Origin of the sequence: Acinetobacter sp. SwsAc2 (assembly GCF_013391465.1) — a bacterium.
Classification (GTDB): Bacteria; Pseudomonadota; Gammaproteobacteria; order Pseudomonadales; family Moraxellaceae; genus Acinetobacter; species Acinetobacter johnsonii.
Genome location: NZ_JACBEZ010000014.1, coordinates 64,043 through 81,444, shown reverse-complemented (window position 1 = coordinate 81,444; position 17,402 = coordinate 64,043). Strand labels below are relative to the sequence as shown.

Here is a 17,402-nt window from a genome sequence, read left to right as displayed (position 1 = left end):
TTCCATCAGGGTCAAGTGGTCTGGCTCAAAGATTTTGGCTTTGTACAATTATTTAAGACTCAGTTAAAAGAACAGCAGAGGTTTTATATTGTGCATCAAGATGAAGATGATTTATTGTCCTTTGAGGATTTTCATGAATTACATTCAAGTCATTGGAAAATAGAGCAATATCACCGAGTGATTAAACAGGTTTGTCATATTGAAAAGTTTCAAGTAAGACGATCTAAACTGATTTCGAATCATATTTTTTCAGCCTTGATGGCCTATGTTGAGATACAAAAGAACCAGTTTGAGCGGATCTTTGAAAATGTATATCGTTGGCAGAAGAAGTTATTTAGACCAATGATCAAAAACTTCATTGATGACTTTATTCTCGATAAAAATCATCTGCTACCACAGAGAGTCTATAAATAACAGTGCGTAAGTCCTATAATAGAACACTATCTTGATGAGTATTTAAAAGCTGAATATAAGACTTTAAGTTGGGATGACTGTAAGTTGACCTTTGCTCAAAAAATAAATTTATTATCTAATTTTCAAATTTCTGAGCCTTATAAGGAACTTATACCCTCAATTAAGGCTATGAATAAGATAAGAAATAAAATTAGCCACCGCGTAAATTTTAAGATATCGATCGATGATCTTGAACCTTTGAAATATTATCTTTATGGTGCTTTCGAAAAAAATAAGCAAGAAATCCCTTCAACAATATTAGAATTGTTAGATGTCTACACAATGATGGTATGTGTACTGTTCGCTGGAGCAATAAGCAGATTAGTTCACGAAAATGCGTAATAAAAAAGTCTACGTTATCTAATGATGTACTGTAGGCTCAAATCTAAGACTTTTTAGTCAAAATTTTGCGGTGTTAAAACGATCAACATACATTTTGAAACATCGCCAAATGATAAGTAGCTGATACAACCTAAGATCCTGTATCAGCTACTTATATAAATCTATTTCCTTTATTTATGTTATTTACGAAGACTCAAAGAAAGCTCATCCCAACGTCGTATCGCTACATCCATCGCTTGCATTTTGACATGACCAAAACCTCGTACATCCGCTGGTAATTGAGCGATTTGCTCAGCAACAGATAAGTCATAACTTTCAGGTGTAGAACTGATGGCTTTGACAAATACGATATAACGATCACGCCAAGCGTGTTCTTTTTGACGTTCTTGCTGTAAAGTGAATGGATCAAGAAAAGTTTCTCTGAGCCACTGTAGGCGAGCAAGAATCATCATCGGAATGCGTATCCAATATCCGAAAGCACGTTTGCGTATGACACCATGAGCACCCAAAGCTGGTGGTGCTAAGTGATAGGTTAAACGTAGACCTTTGCCAAACTGCGTTTCAATCGTTTGTTTAAAGCTTTTTCCTGTGAGTAAGCGCGCAACTTCGTATTCATCTTTATACGCCATGACTCTATACAGCTGTGTCGCAATGGTTCCAGCGAGTTCTTCGGGTAATACTTTGGTAGCTTGTTCAGCAAGATTTCGATACTGCGTTGCATAATCTTGATTCCAATACTCGACCAGACGCGCTGTACGATCTTCAACAAGTTCGGCCAACGTGGTTGGTTTACGCGTTGTTGGTATGGTTGCAATAATGCGTTTGGCTAAGTCAGGCTCACTCATCAAATGACAACCGATACGGAAAGCTTCAAGGTTTTTTTCAGTAGCCGTACCGTTGAGGTGAATTGCCTTTTCAATACTTTCGCGTTTAAGCGGTATCTGACCTGCTTGCCAAGCCATGCCAAGTAAGATCTGATTTGCAAAGATTGCATCACCTAAAACCTGTGTGGCAATACGTGTTACAGGTAAAGATGTGAGTTTTCCTTGAGTCGTTCGACCACGAAGTCGGTGAATCAAATCTGTAATTGGCGCATACCAATCACGAGATTGAAGGAAATCAGAAGTAGGGGAACCATCTTCATTGACGATGATAACAGCGTCAGATTTTAGACGAGAAAGTGCCGCATTACTGCCTGCAACAATCGCATCTGCACCAATTAAAAGATCACATTGACCCGCAGGGATTTTGGTTGCGGAGATTTGATCATCGTCTGTAGCGAGTTGTATGTAGGAATAAACCGTACCACCTTTTTGAGCAAGCCCAGCCATATCCATGATACGTGTAGCTTTACCCTCCAAATGAGCAGCCATTCCAAGTAAAGCACCCGCTGTAACTACACCTGTACCGCCAACACCGCCGACCATGATCCGGATAGGTTGTTGATCTAGTTCAGGAAGGATAGGATTTTCTGGCCAGCCAGCTTCGATACCTTTGAATATTTCTGGACGTTTCATATCACGAGTATGGACTGTCACAAAACTTGGACAGAAGCCTTCGACACAAGAGAAGTCTTTGTTACAACTACTTTGATTAATTTGACGTTTGGTTCCTAATACCGTTTCAACAGGTTCGATCGACAAACAGTTCGATTGTTTAGAACAGTCACCGCAACCTTCACAAATTTCAGTATTGATAAAAACGCGTTCTGCAATATCAGGATAAGCATTGCGTTTACGACGACGACGTTTTTCACTGGCACAGGTTTGAACATAAATTAACGCCGTAACCCCAGAAATCTCACGTAATTTGCGTTGGACATCATCTAATTCATTTCTGTGGTAAATCTCGACATGAGCAGCAATACCTTCTTCAGCATGAATCAGCTCAGGTTCATCCGTAACAATGACTTGTTTTGTGATTCCTTCAGCATCGAGTTGTCGTGTTAATTGTGCCACGCTGAGATGACCATCGACATGTTGTCCACCTGTCATTGCAACTGCGTCGTTATAGAGAATTTTGTAGGTTATATTGAGTTTTGCAGCGATCGCTTGGCGTATAGCAAGATAACCTGAATGGAAATAGGTTCCATCGCCAAGATTGGCAAAAATATGCTTTTCATTGGTGAAATGAGAAGCACCAGCCCAACTCACACCTTCACCACCCATTTGCGTGAACGTTTCTGTGTCATGATCTTGTAACACGGCAATATAATGACAACCGATCCCGCCCAGTGCACGACTGCCTTCGGGTAACTTAGTTGATGAGTTGTGAGGGCAGCCACTACAGAAGAAAGGTTTACGTTCTGCAATATCTAAAACACGCCGTGACTCGTGCTCTGCTTTTTGTAACAGCTCAAGTCTATTTTGAATTTGCGTTTTTAAGCTTTCTGGAAGATCTAATTTTAAGAATCGAGCAGCCAACATTTTTGCAATCGGTTCAGGTTGGAATTCATAGTGACCAATCAAAGGCGCTTCATCAATCGATGTACTCCATTCACCTTTTCCATCACTCGCTTTACCGATGATACGCGGGCGTTTGCCATCTGGAAGCGCATAGAGTTCATCTTTAATTTGTGCTTCAAGAATCGGGCGTTTTTCTTCTACAACAATCAGTTCTTCTAAACCTTCGGCAAATTCACGCAGACCTTGCGGTTCTAAAGGCCAAATTAAAGCAACTTGATACACTCTCAATCCGAGCTGTTGGGCCGTTTCACCTTCAATTCCGAGAATACGTAACGCTTCAATCGTATCTAAATAACCTTTACCACTTGCTGCAATGCCAATACGCGCATCAGGACAATGCCATGTCACCTGATTTAGTTGATTTTCACGTGCATAAGCCAATACAGCGGGTAAGCGATATTTATAAAGACGTTCTTCTTGTTGAATGCCGTGATCAGGCCAACGTATATTGACACCATCTTCAGGCATTTGAATATTTTGGGGTAAAACAGGAGTAACTCGATCTAAATCCACATGAACAGAAGCAGAGGTTTCGACGATTTCACTGACCAACTTCATTGATGTCCATACACCCGCAAAGCGTGACATGGCAACCGCATGAGCACCTAAATCAAGAATTTGCTGTATTGAAGTCGGGTAAAAAATTGGAATGCCACAACCAATCATCACGTATTCTGACTGGTGTGGAATACTTGACGATTTACAAGAGTGGTCATCACCAAAGAAGGCAACCACACCACCTCGTTCTGATGTTCCTGCAAGATTGGCATGACGCAGAACATCTCCAGAACGATCTACCCCAGGGCCTTTGCCATACCACCAAGACGTTACACCATCATATTTACCTTGCCCTGCGAGATTGGCTTGTTGGGTACCCCAAATTGCAGTAGCAGCGAGATCTTCATTTACACCGGGTTGAAAAACAACATGATGGTCTTTGAGTATGCCTTCAACTTGCCAGAGAAAATTATCGTAATTTCCGACAGGGGAACCACGATAACCTGAAATAAAACCAGCAGTATGATAACCGTTTAAAGTATCCCGCCGTGTTTGCGCGAGTGGTAAACGCACCATAGCCTGAATACCTGTCATATAAGCAGTACCGTCATCACTGAGATATTTATCTTCAAGTGACACATCCTTGGTTGGAATTTTATTTGGGGTAAATTTTGTCGCTATATTCATTTATATCTCCTTTGAATTTTGTAGATCGAGCTACTTTCTTTTCTCAACATCCCGTTGAATATTTGGAGTAAATGACATACTTGGAAAAAGATTGATCAGTTCAACTTAAGACAATGAAACTGTTCAATGTATGTACATTAATGTCATTGTGGGTGATCCAGACTGGTGCAACAATGCGTAATTAAGAAAAACATATTTACGTTATGCGCAAAAATCTTGAGGGTGGATTACTCCATGCAATGCATGCTTTCCTAAAAGTCATTGATAGTGGAAGCTTTACCGCTGCCGCAGAGCAGATGGAACTGACAACAGCGCAAGTGTCTCGACTCATTAGCGAGTTAGAAGGGCGTTTAGGTACAAAATTACTACAACGATCGACCAGACAGCATGCGTTGACCGATATTGGTGCAGCTTATGCAGAGCAATGCCGTCAAGTGCTTGCAATGGTGGAAGAAGCAGAAGCTCAAGCCATGGGAATGGCAAGCAAACCGCAGGGCAAGTTACGTGTTTTGAGTATGGCCAGTTTTGGTCATCATTATGTGTCTCCGATGCTGGCCGAGTTTTGTCAAACCTATCCCGAGCTTACGGTTGAGTACCGTACTTCCCAGAATGTGCCAGACCTTTTAGCCAAAGGAATTGATGTCAGTTTATATCTCACCGAATCTTTGGCTGACTCCAGATTTGTTGCTCGCAGAATTGGAACAATATTTTCATTACTTTGCGCATCACCAGCTTATTTAGAAAAATATGGCGAACCCAAATCACTAGATGATCTACAAAAACATGCATGTTTAAGATTAGTGAACCCATCGATTACACCGCAATGGCATCTTGTAAGTGAAGATAGTTGTTCGTATCAAATCGATATTACAGGGCAGTTGATTGCTGACACACCAGAACTATTATTAGACATGGTGCAACAAGATATGGGTATCGCATTACTTCCAACTTTTGCTGTGATTGAGGCTATACGTACTGGGCGATTGCGCCGTGTTTTAGCAGATTGGAGATCACCTGATATTGGTGTTTATACATTACTGCCATCGCGTCATTTTATAGATGCTAAAACAAGGGCATGGTTAACATGGGTTGAGCAGCATATTTCTCCTAAAATTCAAAGTGATACAGACTATTTTTTATAATTCCAATTCACGATTCAGATCATTAAGGAAAACATGAAATAAAAAAAGTAGATTTACCATGAACCACAGTCCATAAATAAGATGCAGATAAAGACTTATGATTCGAAATGCACATTTGTTCAAAACAGTTAATTACGACAGAAAAATAGGCGTTCTAACCAGAGAAGATTATTCATATATGTGCGATCTGCTAGAGACAGCACTAGAACAATTACAAAATTCAGAATTAGACAACGATCGAGAAATAGATCAGCTCAAACGGTTTTTTATCAAGTTAGATCATCACATTGATAGGCTGCGCGCGTAGATTTCGGCATAACGTATATTATGTTCATTAGCGTACTCGGCATCGTGAATATAATTTTACTGGGATTCACGATGTCGAGCTGTAGCACCAACTGAGGTTGCGTAGGCTACAGTCTTAGATATGCTATTTAACTTATGTTCACCTAAAGTTCACTTCATAAATTTATAAAGAAACTATGTATTTTATTTTCAATTGCTTATGTAGATATTAGTCTTAGTTTAGAATTTTAAAGTTCATGAACTATGAGTAAAAACTAAGATACGATCAAAAAATGTAGAACTACAAAATTATTTATACCCATTTACAAGCCACGCTGTTTAAGCGTGTCATTAAACAATAAATATTTTAATCTCTCCACACAATCTCCACACAACATCAGCAATTCATAAACACTGCTATTTCAAAATATTAGCATCTAAAAACTCCCTCTGAAAAAGCATGCAAACACGTCATCATTTAATAAGTTCAATACTTATTACAACTGTATTTTTAATCGGCTGTACACAATCCAAAGATGCTGATCAGTCCCCAACAGAAATGCCGCCGGCAGTTGTCAGTACCATCACTGTATTACCGCAATCCTTAAATGTAATTGAAAATCTTCCCGGTCGTGTTGCAGCTTATCGTATTGCTGAGATTCGTCCGCAAGTGGGTGGAATTGTTGATAAAGTGCTTTTTAAACAAGGCTCTTATGTACAAGCTGGTCAACCACTTTTTAAATTAAATTCTGAAATTTTTCAGGCAGATGTAAAAAGCAATCAAGCGACTTTAAACCGTGCACAGGCTGAGGTGACACGTTTGCAGGTGCTGTTAAAACGCTACACTGAATTAGTAAAAGTAAATGCGGTTAGTCAGCAGGAATACAACAATACGGAAGCAGATTATCAAAAAGCAAAAGCGGACGTGGCGCAAATGCAAGCTATGTTAAGCAGACAGCAGCTTAATCTTAAATATGCGACTGTTACAGCCCCTATATCTGGAACGATTGGTGAAATTTTGGTGACTGAAGGGGCTCTGGTTGGTCAAGGTGATACAAATGCTATGGCTGTGATACAACAGATTAATAAAGTCTACGTCGATGTGAAGCAATCAATTAGTGATTATGAAAAACTACAGGAAGCTTTACAGCAAGGTGACGTGTCAAACACCAAACATACGGTTGAAATCCTGAATAGTCAGGGTAAACCTTATCATGTTACAGGTGAAATCCTATTTTCGGGTACTAAAGTTGATCCTGACACTGGTGATGTCACGATTCGAATTTTAGCCAATAATGAAAATCAAAAACTTTTGCCAGGTATGTATGTTCGAGTCAATATGAGCCGAGCTCAAGTTGAAAATGCACTCCTAGTACCTGAACAAGCGATTCAACATGATATTAGCGGTAAAGCCAATGTTACGATTGTTAATCAAAAAGGTTTAGCGCAAAGCAAGCCTGTTCAGCTTGGTCAACGTTATCAAAATAGCTATGTAGTAACACAAGGGCTACAAGCAGGCGAAAAAGTCATTGTTGAAGGCGCTGATCGTATACAGCCTGAGCAAAAACTAAAAATTAAGCAGTGGCAACCTACAAATACTCAGGAAAATGGAGGACAGCAATAATGTCTCAATTTTTCATTAGGCGTCCTATTTTTGCATGGGTAATCGCCTTATTTATTATATTGTTAGGTGTGCTCAGCATCCCCAAGTTACCTATTGCGCGATTTCCGAGTGTTGCGCCACCACAGATTAATATTACTGCGACCTATCCGGGTGCTACGCCAAAAACATTGAATGATAGTGTTGTGACTTTGATTGAGCGGGAAATGTCAGGTGTCAAAAACTTACTGTATTACAGTTCAAGTTCAGATAGTTCTGGAACAGCAACAATCACCGCAACATTTAAACCAGGTACAGATGTAGAACTGGCACAAGTTGATGTGCAAAACAAAATTAAAGCCATTGAGTCACGCTTACCTCAAACAGTGCGACAACAAGGACTGATGGTCGACGCCGCATCATCTGGTTTTTTAATGATGGTGGGCTTAAGTTCACCGAATGGCAAATATAGTGAAATTGATGTCAGTGACTACATGACACGCTATGTGATTGAAGAATTAAAGCGGGTTGAAGGTATTGGTAAAGTCCAAAATTTTGGTGCTGAGAAAGCTATGCGGATTTGGGTCGATCCAGACCATTTGATCTCTTATGGATTGAGTATTCAAGATGTGAATACAGCCATCCAAAACCAAAACTTGCCGATATCACCAGGTCGTATTGGTGATGTTCCTACTTTGACGGGGCAACAAATTACTATTCCTTTAACGGCTCAAGGTCAATTAGAAACTGTAGAGCAATTCAAAAATATTAGTCTACGTGCTCAGCAAAATGGCGCCAATGTTCGACTGTCGGATGTCGCTCGTGTCGAAATTGGTGCGCAGATGTATAACTTTGCGATTTTAGAAAATGGTAAAGCCTCTACAGCTGTGGCGATACAAATGAGCCCTGGTGCCAATGCTGTTAAGACTGCAGAGGGCGTCAAAGCGAAAATTGAACAGTTAAGCCCAGCATTGCCTGATGGTATGAAATACTCTATACCTTACGACACTGCACCTTTTGTAAAAGTCTCGATTGAAAAAGTAATCATGACATTGCTTGAAGCTATGGCATTAGTTTTTATTGTCATGTTTATCTTCTTACACAATGTTCGTTATACCTTGATTCCAGCTATTGTTGCACCGATCGCATTGCTTGGCACATTCTCAGTCATGCTGCTTGCTGGTTTTTCGATTAATGTGTTGACCATGTTCGGTATGGTGCTTGCGATCGGGATTATTGTCGATGATGCGATTGTGGTCATTGAGAATGTTGAACGCATTATGGCGACAGAAGGCTTATCTCCAGTTGAAGCCACATCTAAAGCCATGAAGGAAATTACCAATCCGATTATTGGTATTACCTTAGTGTTAGCCGCTGTATTTTTACCGATGGCTTTGGCAGCAGGCTCGGTGGGGATTATCTATCGTCAGTTCACCATTACCATGTCGGTTTCAATTTTATTCTCAGCATTCCTTGCACTGACATTAACCCCAGCTTTATGTGCAACGATGTTAAAGCCGATTGATCAAGATCATCAGAAAAAAGGTGTTTTTGCTTGGTTTGATCGTAGTTTTGAGAAGCTGAACAATCGCTATGAGCGCAGTTTATTTAAAGTAATTAAACATAAAACCATCGCAATGTTGTGTTTCTTAGGCATTGTTATTGTGCTGATTTTTAGCTTTAAACAAGTACCGACTGCATTTATGCCTGAAGAAGATCAGGGGTGGTTTATGACCTCGATTCAGCTGCCTGCGGATGCAACACAAGAACGTACCCGTAAAGTCGTTGCTGAATTTCAAAGTCACTTAGACCAAGAGACGGGTATTAAAGACAACATGGCTGTATTGGGCTTTGGCTTTAGTGGTTCTGGTCAAAATACAGCGATGTATTTTACCAATCTATTGCTATTTGAAGAGCGTACTATTACGGCACAAGAAGTTGTGAATAATGCCAATATGGCGATGGCTGAAAGTTCAGAAGGCCAGACCATGTCTGTGTTACCACCAGCCATTGATGAACTGGGGAATTCATCTGGTTTTTCATTGCGATTATTAGATCATGGCAACATTGGTATGCCTGCTTTAAGAGAGGCGCAAGATCAGCTTTTAGCATTAGCATCACAAAGTAAAATCGTGGCGGAGGTCTATCCTGAAGGTTTGCCTGACGGCAGTTCTGTAGAGCTTAAAATTGATCGCGATAAATTGCAGGCTTTGGGTGTTAATTTCAGTGATGTGACCGATATTATTTCGACCTCGATGGGTTCGATGTATGTCAATGATTTCCCAAATCAAGATCGTATGCAACAAGTCATTGTGCAACTTGATGCCAAATCACGTATGAATATTGAGGATATTCTTCAGATTAAGGTGAATAGCCAAAGTGGTAAATTGGTTTCCATGTCTGAAATTATCAGCCCAATTTGGCAACATTCACCACAACAATACAATCGTTACAATGGTCGCCCATCATTGAGTATTACTGGCAGTCCAGCAGCAGGTATGTCTTCAGGACAAGCCATGAGCGAAATGGAAAATCTGATTAAACAACTTCCGAAAGGCGTGGGCTATGAGTGGACGGGGATTTCTCTAGAAGAAAAACAGTCTGAATCACAAACCTTGTTTTTATTACTGTTGTCGATGTTAGTCGTCTTTCTTGTCTTGGCAGCGCTTTATGAAAGCTGGTCAATTCCACTCTCTGTGATGTTGGTTGTACCTTTAGGATTAATTGGCGCCTTTGTTGCAGTCATGATTCGAGGTATGCCAAATGATATTTTCTTTAAAGTTGGCATGATCACGATTATTGGTCTATCCGCTAAGAATGCCATTCTCATTGTTGAATTTGCTAAAGCGCTGAGAGAAGAAGGTATGGGGTTGGTTGAAGCAACTGTTGCTGCTGCAAAATTGCGCCTACGCCCAATCTTAATGACGTCTCTAGCATTTACTTGTGGCGTTATTCCTTTAGTTATTGCCAGTGGCGCAAGCTCTGAAACTCAAAAAGCGATTGGTACAGGTGTGTTTGGTGGCATGATCAGTGCAACTGTTTTGGCTGTTATTTTTGTACCGATTTTCTTTATTGTAGTCATGAGCATGGTAGAGAAATTCTCGAAACGCAAAGCTGCGCATTAACTCACTAAATCGGTGAGCTGAACATAATATATTTCAGCTCATCCCCAAATTTAATGATGAATCATGCGAGATTGAATATGACAATTCGAATCGAAACCCCTCGTTTAATCTTGAGAACATTTGAAGAACGAGATGCGTCAGGATTATTAGAATATTTATCAAAGCCAATCACCAATTGTTTTGCCTCCGATACGACAACAACGATTGAAAATGCACTGGCTAAAATTCACAAAAGGCAAAATGACAATGACTGTATTGCAGTATGCCTGAAAGATTCTGATCAACTCATTGGTGAGATTTTCTTTATCAAAGAAGAACCAGATACATATTCAATTGGCTGGAATTTTAATGAAAAATTTCATGGCAAAGGTTATGCCAACGAAAGTGCTTATACATTTATAAATTACTTATTTAATCAATTAGATACGAGACAAATCTATGCCTATGTCGAAGATTACAATACCGCTTCACAAAAACTTTGCGAGCGTTTAGGTTTTCGTAAAGAGGGACATTTTATAGAATTTATCTCATTTATTAAAAATCCAGATGGTTCACCAAAATATGAAAATACCATGCAATATGCAATCCTAAAGAAAGAGTGGGGTGTTAATAAAGTTTGATTTTTAAAAGAATTATGATGCTAATTTGAGTATTTTTAACTTAAATACTCAAATTAGCTTGGGCCTTTAACTGTATTGTAAAACAGCTGCCGCCTAAGCTTTTGGATTTAGAATAATAAATATGACCTTGGTGTGCTTCAATAATTGCATCAATCACTGCCAAGCCTAATCCTGTACCACCATCTAAACGGGATCTAGAGTCTTCCAAACGATAGAAGGGTTTAAACAAGTGTTCAAGATGCGATTCATTAATACCTGGGCCTTCATCTTCAAATGTTAATACCCAATGCTCTGTTGTGGTCACTGTTGTTATATTGATTTGTCCAGCATTCGAATATCTTAGAAAATTAGAGAATAATGCAATAAAGACTTGTTCCATCCTTCTTACATCAACGCAAACCAATTCATCCGTCAAATTTAAAACAGTCGTTAAACCTTTAAATTGAAACCGTTCATGAAACATCTGCAGACATTTTTCAATACTGTCTTTTAAATTGGTCTTTTCTAGTTCTAAACGTAATTGTTTATTTTCAATCAGTGTTAGTGTCCGTAAATCTTCCACAAGGTAAGATAAGCCTTCGACTTGGTTCAATAAACTTTGATGTAAAGCTTGATCGGCAATAAATACGCCATCGACAATACCTTGCAAACGGCCTTGTAATATTGTCACAGGTGTTCTTAGTTCATGCGCAATCGCAGCATTCCAAACGGTTGAATTCTTAACCGATACTTCAAGCTGGTTTGCCATGGCATTGAAGTTCTCTATGAGTGATTTTATTTCATGTGGAATATCATGATGTGGCTGTTTAATTCTGAGTGCTAAATTTCCTTGTTGAATTTGCTGAATAACATCGGCTAAATCACTGATTGGCTGTGTATAGCGTTTTCCATATTTAAAGGCGAGGAGAGTAGAAAGAAAAAAGCCTGTTAATAAAACTAAAAATAGCCATATAAAGTCTACGGATGTGATGAAAAATTCATTTGAATTAACACTTTGGAAATCTAAAAAGCCGATTTCGATTGCCCAGCTATAAACAAAATAGCCAATCATGAAAGATAACAGCGTAACGCCTAAATTGAGTAGGCTCATCATGATGATAAACTGAAAGTTAATTCCAACTGAGTTTTTTAAAAAATTAAATTTCATAGTTTTGATCTAAGCGATAACCCACGCCACGGACATTTATTAACAAGCCATTTACATAATTTTCCTCAAGTTTTTTGCGTAACTTGCTGATATGGCTATCTACAGTGCGATCCAAAGCATCACTTTCAGGCATACAGTTTTGGATCAATTCATTACGCGTAAAGACTTTATTTGGTGTTTTCACCATCAAAACCAGTATTTTATACTCAGTTAAAGTAAGGTTGAGTAGCTGATTTCTTTGACCATTTGAAATGTAAACTTGATGATATTCAGGGTTAATTTCAATATTTTTATAACGAATAACATGATTAATTTCAGTATTTTGACTTGTACTTCGTCTAAGTACAGCTTGTATTCGCGCAATCACTTCATTCGGATTAAATGGTTTAATAATAAAGTCATCAGCACCCATTTTTAGCCCTATAATCTTATTCACTTGATCATCTAATGCAGTCAACATAATTACAGGTATATGACTTGTTTGACGAATGATTTGTAGAATTTCCCAGCCATTTAGTTTGGGTAATTTAATATCAAGGAGAATCAGGTCGATAGAGTAGTTTTTCAGGCACTCTAAAGCTTGCTGTCCATCCAATGCACGAATGACTTGCATGTTTTCATTTTTTATGTATTTTTCAAGAATGTCACCAATATCATAATCATCTTCAACAACAAGAATGACGCTGTTTTCGAAGCTGTGCTGTAGATTTGGATACATATATTTTATCTTAGATGAAGCTAGCTATGCATTTTAACATTTAATTGTGTAATGGAGATGATTAGACGAGCAGTCATTTATATTTGTAATTGAGGGGTGACATATAATAAAATTCGTTGTATATCAGTATTAATGAACAAAATATTAATTATTATTCATTTAACTTATGTTCACCTATAATATAGTTCACAATTAAATTTATGTTTAATAAACAACAAATTTAATTACTTAGAGTACTAAAGTTACAACTTGTAAAATATTTGGTTCATGAACCTAGCTATGAATAGATATTTTCCTACTAAAAAGGTCTTAAGAATAGACTAAATTTGTCTAGAAGAGTGGGGGCTATTCACACCTCATTGAAACCCCTTTAAGAAAGGGGATGCCGATCCTCTATATCACCAACGGTGGATGAAGCTTGTCAGCATTCTTAAATATTTATCGTCACCATCACGGCATAGACGTGCGCTTATGGTAAGTCACACTTACATAACTTAGACTTAGAAGATTTGGTGGCTTTAACTATTAAAGCTGTAGTAATGGCATGGGTACACCATCCAGCGACAAACTGGGTGTCAAAGCTAGGTAAGTGAATTACTAGACTTCACTGTAGTTAGTTCTCAATTTTAAATTTTATTAAAGGAAGTATGAAAGTCATACTTCCTTTTCAATCTTCTACACAATAAAACTTTAGAGTTGAAGCCAAAAATAATATTTAAATTAGGTTAGAAAAATAATTACGGTGGGCGCTATCTTGTGGTAAGAGTTCTAATAAGCGTTGTATTGCATCAATTCGATCATGTGTTTGCCCAATAATTCGTAATAATTGATCGATATCCTTTATTTGATAGATCAACTGGCTTAAACGGGCATCAAAACAATGTCTCCATGTGCTGAGTAATGGGCTTTCTGATTTAGATAAAAAGCTACCTTTATATAGCGAGAATGTACTGGATATAAGATTTGCATTTAATGATTGTTCAGCACGTAAAAAATCACATTGAACTTCACAGCTAAGCCTATAAATGCGAGCCTCAATTGAATGGGGTAATAAGCTACGAAGTTGTGAAAGCTCAGCCTTTAGGGTTTTTAGGCTGACACTACGCTCACCATAAAGGGCATAGTGTAACTCTTCTAAACAAATGCCATGGGGATACAAAGCTAAAATGCATAGTATTTCAATTTGACGGTGACTCAAGTTCAATGTATGCCCATTAAATTGAACCCAAGGCGAGCCTAGTGCCTTAATGTATAAAAAATTTTGCTGTTCAAGTTTTATGGCGCGTTGTATTAAATCTGCACAGCGTTCAACTGCAAGCAGCCCTAAAGGCGTATGTTTTTTATATTTTGTGGAAAGGTTAATAATGCCATGAAATTGACCTGATGCTGGATCCCAGATCGGTGCGGCATAACAAACCCAATCACGAACACTGTCCATTTGGTTTTCATGAGAATAGACGCAACTTGAAATTTGGCTGTTCAAGGTCATACCAATCGCATTGGTTCCAACTGCCTGTGTAGACCAATGTCCGCCCTCAATAAAATGTACCTGTTCAGCAGAAGAAAGCATGGCTGAACTACTCCATGTCCATAAGAGAGTCCCGTGATGATCTGTAAGACCAATCGCCATATCTGAATCATCCGCTATTTTGAGTAAGTCAGCATAATTATGCTGAATAGAGCGGCGGAATAAAGACGTTTGATCTTCTTGAGGCAATGCTAAAACAGGGGCAGCATGTACAGTAGTTTGATTAATTAAATGCGTCGTTTGCAGCTGTTTTGCAGATGCGGTATTGAACAGGTTCATATCATATTCCTTTATGATGAGACTGTAATATTTTTAAACTTTAGAAATGAGCTTCAAAATTTATGGTCATTTACGTCATTTCTTCTTGCTTCGATTTTAAATGCTTTTTTCTTTGCTTGGTTAAATTAGATCTTTTGGCTTTACCAGTCCTTGAGCTACTTTAAAAGTGTTCTTATGAGCTGAAAATGACTATTTCCATCTGAAATGTTAATAAACGTAAATAGGATGAAAAGTCATTCGCTCATGTAAGGGTTAGGCACAGCTTCACCATGATACTGACGGTCTGCAAAATAACTTGATCGTACTAATGGCGCACTCCAAATATTTTTAAACGCTAAGCGCTCTCCATGTGTTTGATAATGCTTAAACTCTTGCAACGTAACAAAACGATGAATTGGCGCATGAGATTTAGATGGCTGTAAGTATTGACCGATTGTGACATAGTCTACTTGATAATCTTTCAAATCATTTAATAAGACAATAACCTCAGCCTCGACTTCTCCTAAACCGACCATCAAACCACATTTCGTTGGGATATCAGGGCAGTAGTGTTTAAATTTCTTAAGTAAATCCAATGAATGCTGATAGTCAGCGCCTGGTCGCATGGCTTTATACAGGCGTGGCACGGTTTCAATATTGTGATTAAAGACATCAGGTGGGTTTTTGCTCAGAATCTTAAGTGCAATATCTGCGCGACCACGAAAATCAGGAACTAAAACTTCAATCAAAGTGTCTGGACTGGTTTGACGAATTTCTCGAATGCAATCTGCAAAATGCTGTGCACCACCATCTTTTAAGTCGTCTCGATCAACAGAAGTAATCACGACATACTTTAAGTTTAGATTCTTGACTGTTTCAGCCAGATGCTTTGGCTCATTAGGATCTAGGATATTAGGACGACCATGTGCGACATCACAGAATGGACAGCGTCGAGTACAAATATCTCCCATGATCATAAACGTTGCAGTCCCTCCGCTAAAGCATTGTGGCAAATTGGGGCAGGCCGCTTCTTCACAAACCGTATGTAGTTTCTGTTGTCGTAATAAATCCTTAATGATTTGAACTTCCTCAGGTTGACTAATTTTAGTCCGAATCCATTCTGGCTTTTTCGGTGTCGTTTCCGTTGGAACAACTTTAATTGGAATACGCGCCATTTTTTCAGCGCCACGTAGCTTCTTTCCAGTTAATACTGTGTTATTTAAATCCATTACAAACACTCCATCGTTTAAAATAATTAATATAGATCCCGATATTAAATAAGCTCTTTTAGGTGCTTTAATAAAATTAAAACAGTGCAAAAAACTTATCATATAAAATAAAGGTTGGTTAAAGGTTTGTTTTCATATGTGATTGAACTACTGTAAAATTTTTAAAAATTCTTTAAGTTCTCAACCTTCTGTTTTTAATATTTTTCTCATCTTTTTATGCATTATTTTTTTTTAGTCTAATATGAAATTAAATAAAAATATATTTATATAAATATACGGTTTAAAAATTCAACCATTAATTTTTGGATTTTCTTTTAAGCGTAGTTAATAAGGAACAAAGATATGCAATTAACGGAAGAGCAATTGCTAGCAGCATACAAAAGAATGCGCGACATTCGTGAATTTGAGGATCGACTTCACGATGAAAATAATACAGGTGATATTCCCGGTTTCATCCATTTATATAGCGGCGAGGAAGCTGTTGCCGTAGGGATCTGTGAAAATTTAACAGACAAGGACTTCATTACATCAACGCATCGTGGTCATGGACATTGTATTGCCAAGGGCTGTGACATTCATGCCATGATGTTAGAAATTTTTGGCAAAGATGATGGTTTGTGTCGTGGTAAAGGCGGCTCAATGCACATTGCGGACTTAGATAAAGGCATGCTCGGTGCAAACGGTATTGTGGGTGGTGGTCCACCTTTGGCTATTGGGGCAGCTTTAAGTGCTAAAACACTGAAAAATGGTGGGATTGGTCTATCTTTTACCGGTGATGGCGGATCAAATCAGGGCTTAACTTTTGAAGCCATTAATATGGCTGTCGTGTTAAAGCTCCCTGTCATTTTTGTTTTTGAAAACAACGGTTTTGGTGAAGGCACTGCACACGACTATGCCGTAGGCAGTAAAGACATTGCAGGCCGAGCAGCAGGTTTTGGCTTACCCGCTGAAAAAGTAGATGGAACAGACTTTTTTGCTGTGTATGAAGTTGCACAAAAAGCCATTGAACGTGCCCGCTGTGGTGAAGGTCCGAGTGTGATTGAAACGGTAACAAACCGTTTTTATGGACATTTTGAAGGTGATCCGGGGCTTATCCGTTCCAAAGAAGAACTGGATTATGTCAAAGAACATAAAGACCCATTGAAAATATTCCGTGAAAAAATCAAAGGCAAAATTGACGAAGCCAAGCTAGATGCGATTGATGCCCAGTCTAAAGCCAATGTAGACGATGCCGTTGCAAAAGCACGTGCAGCTAAGTACCCAGAAGTCTCTCAGTTACTTACTGATGTTTATGTCTCTTACTAA

At 38.6% G+C, this 17,402-nt stretch carries 12 protein-coding genes; 7 read left to right on the top strand and 5 right to left on the bottom strand.

Annotated features, from left to right (window positions below):
- Positions 1 to 414: transposase (locus tag HYI04_RS08350; RefSeq protein WP_178896066.1), on the top strand; the 414-nt coding region annotated here is incomplete at its 5' end.
- 84 nt (positions 415 to 498) lie between these two features.
- The gene (locus tag HYI04_RS08345) at positions 499 to 795 is read left to right on the top strand and encodes a hypothetical protein (protein ID WP_256732961.1); all 297 of its coding nucleotides are present in this window, start codon (positions 499 to 501) and stop codon (positions 793 to 795) included.
- Between the two features lie 179 nt (positions 796 to 974).
- On the opposite strand, the gene HYI04_RS08340 is transcribed toward HYI04_RS08345, so the two are convergent.
- Positions 975 to 4,445: an indolepyruvate ferredoxin oxidoreductase family protein gene (locus HYI04_RS08340; protein WP_010326696.1), complete on the bottom strand. Its 3,471-nt coding sequence runs from the start codon at positions 4,443 to 4,445 to the stop codon at positions 975 to 977.
- Between the two features lie 203 nt (positions 4,446 to 4,648).
- Between HYI04_RS08340 and HYI04_RS08335 the strand changes: the two genes are divergently transcribed.
- The 4 genes from HYI04_RS08335 to HYI04_RS08320 all read left to right on the top strand — a co-directional run bounded on the left by HYI04_RS08335 (position 4,649) and on the right by HYI04_RS08320 (position 11,217).
- On the top strand, positions 4,649 to 5,587 hold the full coding sequence (locus HYI04_RS08335; RefSeq protein ID WP_010326697.1) for a LysR family transcriptional regulator: 939 nt from the start codon (positions 4,649 to 4,651) through the stop codon (positions 5,585 to 5,587).
- A 745-nt stretch (positions 5,588 to 6,332) separates the two neighbouring features.
- On the top strand, positions 6,333 to 7,496 hold the full coding sequence (locus HYI04_RS08330) for an efflux RND transporter periplasmic adaptor subunit (protein ID WP_171056720.1): 1,164 nt from the start codon (positions 6,333 to 6,335) through the stop codon (positions 7,494 to 7,496).
- Positions 7,496 to 10,597 carry a multidrug efflux RND transporter permease subunit gene (locus tag HYI04_RS08325; RefSeq protein ID WP_010326700.1) on the top strand — a complete coding sequence of 1,034 codons (3,102 nt, stop codon included), beginning with the start codon at positions 7,496 to 7,498 and terminating at the stop codon, positions 10,595 to 10,597. The genes HYI04_RS08330 and HYI04_RS08325 overlap by 1 nt, the downstream gene beginning before the upstream one ends.
- Before the next feature lie 77 nt (positions 10,598 to 10,674).
- Positions 10,675 to 11,217, top strand: coding sequence for a GNAT family N-acetyltransferase (locus tag HYI04_RS08320; RefSeq protein ID WP_010326701.1), 543 nt, complete (start codon positions 10,675 to 10,677; stop codon positions 11,215 to 11,217).
- 40 nt (positions 11,218 to 11,257) lie between these two features.
- On the opposite strand, the gene adeS is transcribed toward HYI04_RS08320, so the two are convergent.
- From adeS to lipA, 4 genes are all read right to left on the bottom strand, one after another.
- Positions 11,258 to 12,364 (bottom strand): two-component sensor histidine kinase AdeS, encoded by a 1,107-nt coding sequence (adeS, locus tag HYI04_RS08315; RefSeq protein WP_010326702.1) that lies wholly within the window; start codon positions 12,362 to 12,364, stop codon positions 11,258 to 11,260.
- Positions 12,354 to 13,082: an efflux system response regulator transcription factor AdeR gene (gene adeR, locus HYI04_RS08310; RefSeq protein ID WP_010326703.1), complete on the bottom strand. Its 729-nt coding sequence runs from the start codon at positions 13,080 to 13,082 to the stop codon at positions 12,354 to 12,356. Before adeR ends, adeS begins: the two co-directional genes overlap by 11 nt.
- A gap of 715 nt (positions 13,083 to 13,797) precedes the next feature.
- The gene (locus HYI04_RS08305; RefSeq protein WP_010326706.1) at positions 13,798 to 14,889 is read right to left on the bottom strand and encodes a transcriptional regulator; all 1,092 of its coding nucleotides are present in this window, start codon (positions 14,887 to 14,889) and stop codon (positions 13,798 to 13,800) included.
- A gap of 233 nt (positions 14,890 to 15,122) precedes the next feature.
- The gene (lipA, locus tag HYI04_RS08300; protein ID WP_010326707.1) at positions 15,123 to 16,097 is read right to left on the bottom strand and encodes a lipoyl synthase; all 975 of its coding nucleotides are present in this window, start codon (positions 16,095 to 16,097) and stop codon (positions 15,123 to 15,125) included.
- A gap of 342 nt (positions 16,098 to 16,439) precedes the next feature.
- On the opposite strand from lipA, the gene HYI04_RS08295 reads away from it, so the two are divergent.
- Entirely contained in the window at positions 16,440 to 17,402 is a 963-nt protein-coding gene (locus HYI04_RS08295) for a thiamine pyrophosphate-dependent dehydrogenase E1 component subunit alpha (RefSeq protein WP_010326708.1), read from the top strand.

Excerpts from the sequence above, each read along its gene's own strand:
- HYI04_RS08340 (WP_010326696.1), bottom strand. The coding sequence starts at position 4,445 with ATGAATATAGCGACAAAATTTACCCCAAATAAAATTCCAACCAAGGAT.
- HYI04_RS08335 (WP_010326697.1), top strand. The coding sequence starts at position 4,649 with ATGCGCAAAAATCTTGAGGGTGGATTACTCCATGCAATGCATGCTTTC.
- HYI04_RS08330 (WP_171056720.1), top strand. The coding sequence starts at position 6,333 with ATGCAAACACGTCATCATTTAATAAGTTCAATACTTATTACAACTGTA.
- HYI04_RS08325 (WP_010326700.1), top strand. The coding sequence starts at position 7,496 with ATGTCTCAATTTTTCATTAGGCGTCCTATTTTTGCATGGGTAATCGCC.
- HYI04_RS08320 (WP_010326701.1), top strand. The coding sequence starts at position 10,675 with ATGACAATTCGAATCGAAACCCCTCGTTTAATCTTGAGAACATTTGAA.
- adeS (WP_010326702.1), bottom strand. The coding sequence starts at position 12,364 with ATGAAATTTAATTTTTTAAAAAACTCAGTTGGAATTAACTTTCAGTTT.
- adeR (WP_010326703.1), bottom strand. The coding sequence starts at position 13,082 with ATGTATCCAAATCTACAGCACAGCTTCGAAAACAGCGTCATTCTTGTT.
- HYI04_RS08305 (WP_010326706.1), bottom strand. The coding sequence starts at position 14,889 with ATGAACCTGTTCAATACCGCATCTGCAAAACAGCTGCAAACGACGCAT.
- lipA (WP_010326707.1), bottom strand. The coding sequence starts at position 16,097 with ATGGATTTAAATAACACAGTATTAACTGGAAAGAAGCTACGTGGCGCT.
- HYI04_RS08295 (WP_010326708.1), top strand. The coding sequence starts at position 16,440 with ATGCAATTAACGGAAGAGCAATTGCTAGCAGCATACAAAAGAATGCGC.